Origin of the sequence: Desulfobulbus sp., assembly GCF_030824455.1 — a bacterium.
Classification (GTDB): Bacteria; Desulfobacterota; Desulfobulbia; order Desulfobulbales; family Desulfobulbaceae; genus Desulfobulbus.
In genome coordinates, this window is the sequence record NZ_JAVBXR010000012.1 from 1 (window position 1) to 6608 (window position 6608).

At 58.6% G+C, this 6608-nt stretch carries 6 protein-coding genes; 3 read left to right on the plus strand and 3 right to left on the minus strand.

Annotated features, from left to right (window positions below; genetic code table 11):
• A partial coding sequence (locus RCH93_RS01810) for a catalase (protein WP_306546519.1) occupies window positions 1-257 on the minus strand: 257 nt, incomplete at its 3' end.
• A 182-nt stretch (window positions 258-439) separates the two neighbouring features.
• Window positions 440-940 (minus strand): CYTH domain-containing protein, encoded by a 501-nt coding sequence (locus tag RCH93_RS01815; protein ID WP_306546521.1) that lies wholly within the window; start codon window positions 938-940, stop codon window positions 440-442.
• Window positions 941-1359: 419 nt separating this feature from the next.
• On the opposite strand from RCH93_RS01815, the gene RCH93_RS01820 reads away from it, so the two are divergent.
• From RCH93_RS01820 to mpl, 3 genes are all read left to right on the plus strand, one after another.
• Window positions 1360-1956: a hypothetical protein gene (locus RCH93_RS01820; protein ID WP_306546523.1), complete on the plus strand. Its 597-nt coding sequence runs from the start codon at window positions 1360-1362 to the stop codon at window positions 1954-1956.
• Between the two features lie 184 nt (window positions 1957-2140).
• The gene (locus RCH93_RS01825) at window positions 2141-2323 is read left to right on the plus strand and encodes a hypothetical protein (RefSeq protein WP_306546525.1); all 183 of its coding nucleotides are present in this window, start codon (window positions 2141-2143) and stop codon (window positions 2321-2323) included.
• Window positions 2320-3768: a UDP-N-acetylmuramate:L-alanyl-gamma-D-glutamyl-meso-diaminopimelate ligase gene (gene mpl / locus RCH93_RS01830; protein ID WP_306546527.1), complete on the plus strand. Its 1449-nt coding sequence runs from the start codon at window positions 2320-2322 to the stop codon at window positions 3766-3768. The genes RCH93_RS01825 and mpl overlap by 4 nt, the downstream gene beginning before the upstream one ends.
• Before the next feature lie 641 nt (window positions 3769-4409).
• Here the strand turns inward: mpl and RCH93_RS01835 are convergent.
• A partial coding sequence (locus RCH93_RS01835; RefSeq protein ID WP_306546529.1) for a DEAD/DEAH box helicase family protein occupies window positions 4410-6608 on the minus strand: 2199 nt, incomplete at its 5' end.

Here is a 6608-nt window from a genome sequence, read left to right on the forward strand (position 1 = left end):
TTGCCGATTTCAGAAAATATTTTGGCGCGGGTGTAGGGGGTGATGTCGTGGGTGACGGTAAAGACGCCAAACGCTCCAGAGCCCTTGGCGTGCATGCGTCGCTCCGGGATGACCTCGCGATCGAAATGGGCCAGTTTTTCCAGGAACCAGACGTCCTGGAGCAGTTGCGGGCCGCGCGGTCCGGCGGTCATGACGTTTTGATTGTCGGGAACGGGTGCGCCGGCGTTGGTGGTGAGTTTTTTCTTGTCCTGTGGCATCGGAACCTCCTCTCTGAAAGATTGACGATCATGGTGCAGGCCAGGATTGCCGAGCGGCAATCATCGTGCTCATAAGACTAGTCGATGCTCTTGCTGTGTGTCAATCTTAAATAAGAACATTTACGAAAAAGAAGTTTGCCCGCACTGCGGCCGCGCATTTGCGGTGTAGCCAGACACTCTTTTCAACTGTTCGTGCTTTTGTCGGCAACCGCAGGCTGTTGCCAGGATGAATAAGGATGGGCGCACAAGGCGGCGTTGTAGTAGCGGGCGTCGCCGGTGACCTCCTCGCCGATCCAGTCGGGTCGAGTAAAGGTTTGGTTTTCGTGTTCCAATTCAATTTCCGCCACAATCAGCCCTTGATTGAGGCCAAAAAATTCGTCAACCTCCCAGACAAACCCCTGGTAGGCAATGGCGTAGCGTTTCTTTTCGATCTGTGGCTGCGGACAGAGATCTTCGAGCATGGCGCGGGCGTCCGTCAGCGGGATTTCGTATTCATATTCGCTTCGGGATGCGCCGACAGTCGCGCCTTTGACGGTAAGATACCCCCGGTCGCCAGCAATCCGCACCCGCACCGAGCGTTCCTTTGCGGCACAGAGATAGCCCTGGCGATATTCGACCCCCACGGCAAGGCCTCGCCAACCGTCGCCGGCGAGCAGAAATTTGCGTTCGATTTCCTGGGCCACGGCATTATCCTGGTTGAAGGTGGAGGGATAGAGGACCGGCGTGGACGTCCGCGAACACCGACGCTGTTGAGAGGTTCAAGCCTAACGGAGTGAGGCGGAGCTTGTCAACCCGGATGTGGTTCGCCAAGGCAAAGGGCGAGCCCAGAGAGCGCGTCGCGTAAAGCCTTTGAAGTACTGAGAGCCGCAGGGCAGGGCGAGACGGCCTTCGATTTTCGGGCGACGACAACCGCCCCGGTCGGTCGGCTGCATGGGCCGACGTTTCGGGGAAGAGAGTGAAAGTGCCCTATTTTGATGAGTTAGTTTTTGGTTTGCCAGGGTTTCCGGCGCCGGCCAAGTCCTGATCTTTGCTTGACACCTCCAGCGCCTCCTGGTATCACAGAGCAGAAAAATTCCCCCCCAGCGCCACTGTTTGGAGACCCATGCTTGAAAAAATCCTGACGCGGACCATTTTGCTGTTGACCCTTGTTGTGTGTGCGCAACCATTGCGGGCCGAGGACAATGTGCTCAGCGCCATCAAGGAGGCGACCAGACAGTACGAAACCGGCGATTACACCGGGGCCGCGTCCAACCTCGACTACGCCGCCCAGTTGGTTCGCCAGCAGAAGAGCGAGCGCATGAAGGCCCTGCTGCCCAAGCCGCTGTCCGGATGGGAAGGCGAAGAGGCCAGCGCTCAGGCCTTGGGGGCGGCTATCCTTGGCGGCGGCGTCACGGTCAGCCGGGATTATAAGAAAGGGACGTCAGCCGTCAGCGTGGAGATCGTCTCCGATTCGCCGGTGCTGCAGTCGGTGTTGATGATGGTCAACAATCCGATGTTTGCCGGGGCCGGCGGCGGCAAGCTGGAAACCCTGAAGGGACAGCGGGCCATCCTGAAATACGACTCCGCCAAAAAGAGCGGCGAACTCTACGTGGTCGTGGCCTCCCGCTTTGTGGTCACCATCAAGGGACGGCAGATCGCTAGGGAAGATTTGCTCGCCTATGGCGAGGCGATTGATTATCAGGCGCTGGAAAAACACTGATGATCGGGCGGGGAAGGCTGCGGCGCTTCCTCTCCTTTGCAACAAAGAAAACCATGACCTCCCGGGGAATGCTGGCGAGGTTTTTTCCGTGTGAGAGTGGTTGCCCCTGTTACAACTGGGTAAGAATTGGCCTTCTTCCTGTAACAGGGGTTTTTTTATTGCCAGGCAACAGAAGGGTGCGAATGTGAGCGGTGAGGACAAAAACAAACAGCCGATGCGGCAGGAAGTGACCGACGAGGCCATTTTCAAGGTGACCAAAGAGATCGTGGTCAAGTTTATCGAAGTGGGCCGCTTGACGCCGTCTTCCTTTGACCAGACCTTTGAGCGCGTGTATCGGGCGATTGAGCGCACGGTGCGTTCCAAATGAGCGGCGCGTTGCTTGATCCGGCCTTGAATGTCGCGCCGATCGACCCCCGGCACATCCACCTGATCGGCATTTGCGGCACCGGCATGGCCGCCATGGCCGCCATCCTCCAGCAGCAGGGCTTTTTAGTCACCGGCTCGGATCAGAACGTCTATCCGCCCATGTCTGATTTCCTTGCCGGGCTGGGCATCGAGGTGATGGCCGGCTACCAGGCGGCCAATCTTGCCGCCCGTCCTGATCTGGTGATCGTCGGCAACGTGGTGCGCGTCACCAATCCCGAGGCAATGGAATTGGCGCGGCTGCGCATTCCCTATCTCTCCATGCCGCAGGCCCTGGGCCATTTTTTTCTTGAGGGCAAGACGTCGCTGGTGGTTGCCGGCACCCACGGCAAAACCACCACCTCCTCGCTGCTTGCCACTACCCTGCATCGCATCGGCGCTACGCCGGGTTTTATGATCGGCGGTTTGGTCGAGGCCTTTGGCCGCAACTCCAACGTCAGCGACGGCCCGTATTTCGTGGTCGAAGGCGACGAGTACGACACCGCCTTCTTCAACAAGGTTTCAAAATTTCAGCATTATCGGCCGCACTGCGCCATACTTACCTCGGTGGAGTTCGATCACGCCGACATCTTTGCCGATCTGGACGCCATCAAGGCCTCGTTCGCCGAGTTCATTGGCCGCATCCCGCCCCAAGGCGCGCTGGTGGCCCACATGGAGGATCCGGTGGTGGCGGAGTTGGCTGCTGCTGCCCGGTGCCCGGTGATTGGCTACGGCACAGGCGTTGACTGCGAGTGGCGGCTGGATGATCTCAAGGTGCAAGGGTTGGCCAGCGATTTTGCGGTCTACCATCACGGGCGCCTGCTTGGCCGCTGCCGTCTGCCCATGCCGGGCCTGCACAACAGCCTTAACGCCCTGGCGGTGATTGCCCTGCTCAACCGACTGGGTTTTGTTTTTGACGCCATTGTGGCCGGGTTGGCTGCCTTTGAAGGAGTCAAGCGGCGGCAACAGATTCGCGGCGTGGCTGGCGGCGTCACCGTGGTCGACGACTTTGCCCACCATCCCACCGCGGTCCGCGAGACGCTCAACGCCCTGCGTCTGGCCTGGCCGGACAACCGGCTGCTGGTGGTCTTTGAACCGCGCACCAACTCCAGTCGCCGGGCCGTGTTTCAACAGGACTACGCCTCGGTTTTCTCAGCGGCTGATCAAGTGTTGATTCGCGAACATATGCCGCTGGACTCGATTCCCCTCAACGAACAATTTTCCTCCGTCCAACTGGCGGCCGATCTCCGCGCCCGAGGCGTCAACGCCCAGGCCTGCCCGGACACCGAGGCCATCCTTGATCAATTGTCCCGCATCTGCGTCAGCGGCGACGTGGTGGTCATCCTTTCCAACGGCGGTTTCGACGCCATCCACGAACGGTTGTTGACGCTGCTGGGCAAAGCGGCTTGATGTTCGTTCCGCGCTGTAATTCATTGACTTGGCACGTCAAAATAAAGGTCTCCCTGCGTTTTGGATTGACGTTGTATTTCTAAAGCAAACGAGCGCATGCTGCGCACAGCAAAACCTCGTCGAGGAGGTGTGATCATTTCGAGCGAAGTGAGAAATCCCTTGATATAACGAGATTCCTCCTTGCTGTGCTCGTCGATATGCCACACCCTCTAACCTGTGTAGCCTGGATGGAGTGCAACGGAATCCGGGAACACCTCACATCAACCCCCGGATTCCGCAGGCTGTATCCGGGCTACGGTCGCCGGCCAGCTCTCGTTCTCTGTTTGCCATGCGCCGCATGGGAACATTTCGTGGGGGCCAGCCAAAACGCTGCGGCATTTTGACCAAGGGAGAATCTCGGTCCTTGTCTGCGATTTTTCCCTTGGCTCGGAGGGACTGGGACAAACAAACGCGTTGCATTGTTGAAATGGTAATGGAATCAGCGACTCATCTCTGCCGAGCCATCCACGAAAGAACCTGATTTCCTGACATACCGACAAGGCCTCGCCTGATTTTTTGCCAGCCGCTGCTGCACGAATCCCTAAGCAAGCCCCAACCCCGATCAGCTCAACTTCAAAGCGGTCTGCCACGCAATTTCATGTTCACGGTTCTTGTGCAATCGGCGAATCCATCTTGATCTGATACCCCATGGCCCGGTAGCCACGCTGGCGTTTTTCCCACATCCGCGTGAGTTGCGGTTGATCACATTCGACGTAATCATATATGCGCACATCCTGTTTCCCGGCATGCTCCCGGTGCAGGCGACCCGCATACTGCTGCAGTGTTCCCTTCCAGGAAATCGGCATGGCCAGCACCAGGGTATCCAACGGCGGATGGTCGAACCCTTCGCCGATCAGGCGGCCGGTAGCCAGCAACACTCGTGGGGCCGCGTCGTCCAGGGCTTCAAGTTCGGCCAAAATGGCAGCCCGTTGTTTCTTTGCCAGACGTCCGTGCAACACGAAGCAGTGTGCGACTTCATCCTCCAGCGCCTCGTGCAGGAATTGCAGATGTTCGGTCCGTTCGGTCAACACCAAGACTTTGCGGCCCTCCCGAGACGCCGCCAATACGTCGTCGGCGATTCTGCGATTGCGTTTCACATCACTCACCAGAACACGGAAGACTTCCTGGATGGGAGCGTTCAGCGGCATCTCGGGAGCAGGCAAAGCTCGCGGCAACACCATCAGTTGTGTCGGCGCATTCTCGGCCTTGGTTGCGCTGTGACGTATCGGTCCGCACTGCATGAAGATAATCGGCTGATGACCGTCGCGCCGAACCGGTGTGGCAGTGAGACCAACCACATAATGGGCCTTGGCCTGCTTGAGGATTGACTCGAAGGAAAAGGCTGAGAGATGGTGACATTCATCGACGATGATCTGCCCGTAGCCATCGAGCAGTTCCGCTAGGTCCTCCCGCCGCGACAGGGACTGCATGACGGCAATGTCAATCTTGCCGGAAGGTTTTTTCTTGCCGCCACCGATAACTCCCAGCGCGTCTTTGGGAACTTCAAGAAACCCAAACAACCGTTCCTGCCATTGCCGCAGCAGTTCGGTGCGGTGGACCAGCACCAGCGTACTCACCTTGCGCCGGGCAATCAGGGCGGCGGCGGTTACCGTCTTGCCGAAGGCCGTGGGTGCGCACAAGACGCCGACCTCATGCTGCAGCATGGTTCGCACGGCTGTTTTCTGATCCGTTCTGAGCGTGCCGGTGAATTTGACAGCAACTGGGCGACCAGGCAAACGTTGATCCTCAATCTCTGCACGGATATTGTTTTCCTGCAAGAGCGCAAGCATTGCATCAAGGCATCCCCGAGGCAAGCCGATATGCAGGGGGAAATTCTCGGCACAGCCGATGATGCGCGGCTTGTCCCACACGGGCAGGCGCATGGCCTGGGCTTTGTAGAACTCCGGGTTCTGGAAAGCGGCCAGGCGAATCAGTCGATTCGCCAGCGGCTGGGGGAGTGCGGCCTTGGCGATAAAGATCTGATTGGCCAGCACCAGGTGCAGCGATTCCGGCAACGGCCCCAAAATTCGCGGTGAAACTGCGGGTTGACGCATCCACGGCTTGCTGTCCTCCTCGTCGACAGCAAAGCCAACATCCAGCGGACTGCGGCCATCGCTGGCTCGCAGGACAGCGTCTTCAAGATCTGTTCTGGAGAGCGGTCGAATCGAGCCCAGATACGCCCACTGGTCCGGATAGGGTGCAAAATTCTCATCAACAAACACGCTGCGGCCCTGCTCGCGGGGTTGTTTCTGCAAGGGAAGGGCGATCAGGTTGCCGAATCCACCCTTGGGCAGGGTGTCCTGGTTGGGAAAAAGGCGATCATAACTTGAAAGGGATATTTGCCGGGTGCGGTCGCAGGTGCGGCTGATCAGGGCTGCGCCAAGTTGGCGGGCCTGACGTGCCGGAACCGGTTCGGCAAAGAAGATCCAGACATGCCCGCCGTTTCCAGAACGAGAGATTTCGAGGGCCGCAGGAATATGCAACTCGCGGCAGGACTGCATGACGGCGCGGGCGTCTTCGCGCCAGTCCGCTTGGTCGAAATCAGCAGCCAAGAAAAAGCAGGCGTCATCAGTCAGGAGTGGGTAAACCCCGACGGTATGTTTTCCAGACAGGTGGTCAAAGAGTACCTGATCAGTCACCGGCAACAGTAAGCGCTGGGAGCAGTCACCGCACTTGACCTTCGGTTTGTGGCAGACGCCAGGCTTCCATTCGTTCCTGCAGGCAGGTGAATAACCAGCCGAACCCTTGGTCGATTGCCAGCGTATCGGAAAGACGTAGGTGCGACCACGGAACAGACGGCG

Bases quoted from the DNA above. Each gene is read 5' to 3' on its own strand.
- mpl (WP_306546527.1), top strand. From the start codon at position 2,320: ATGAGCGGCGCGTTGCTTGATCCGGCCTTGAATGTCGCGCCGATCGAC.
- RCH93_RS01820 (WP_306546523.1), top strand. From the start codon at position 1,360: ATGCTTGAAAAAATCCTGACGCGGACCATTTTGCTGTTGACCCTTGTT.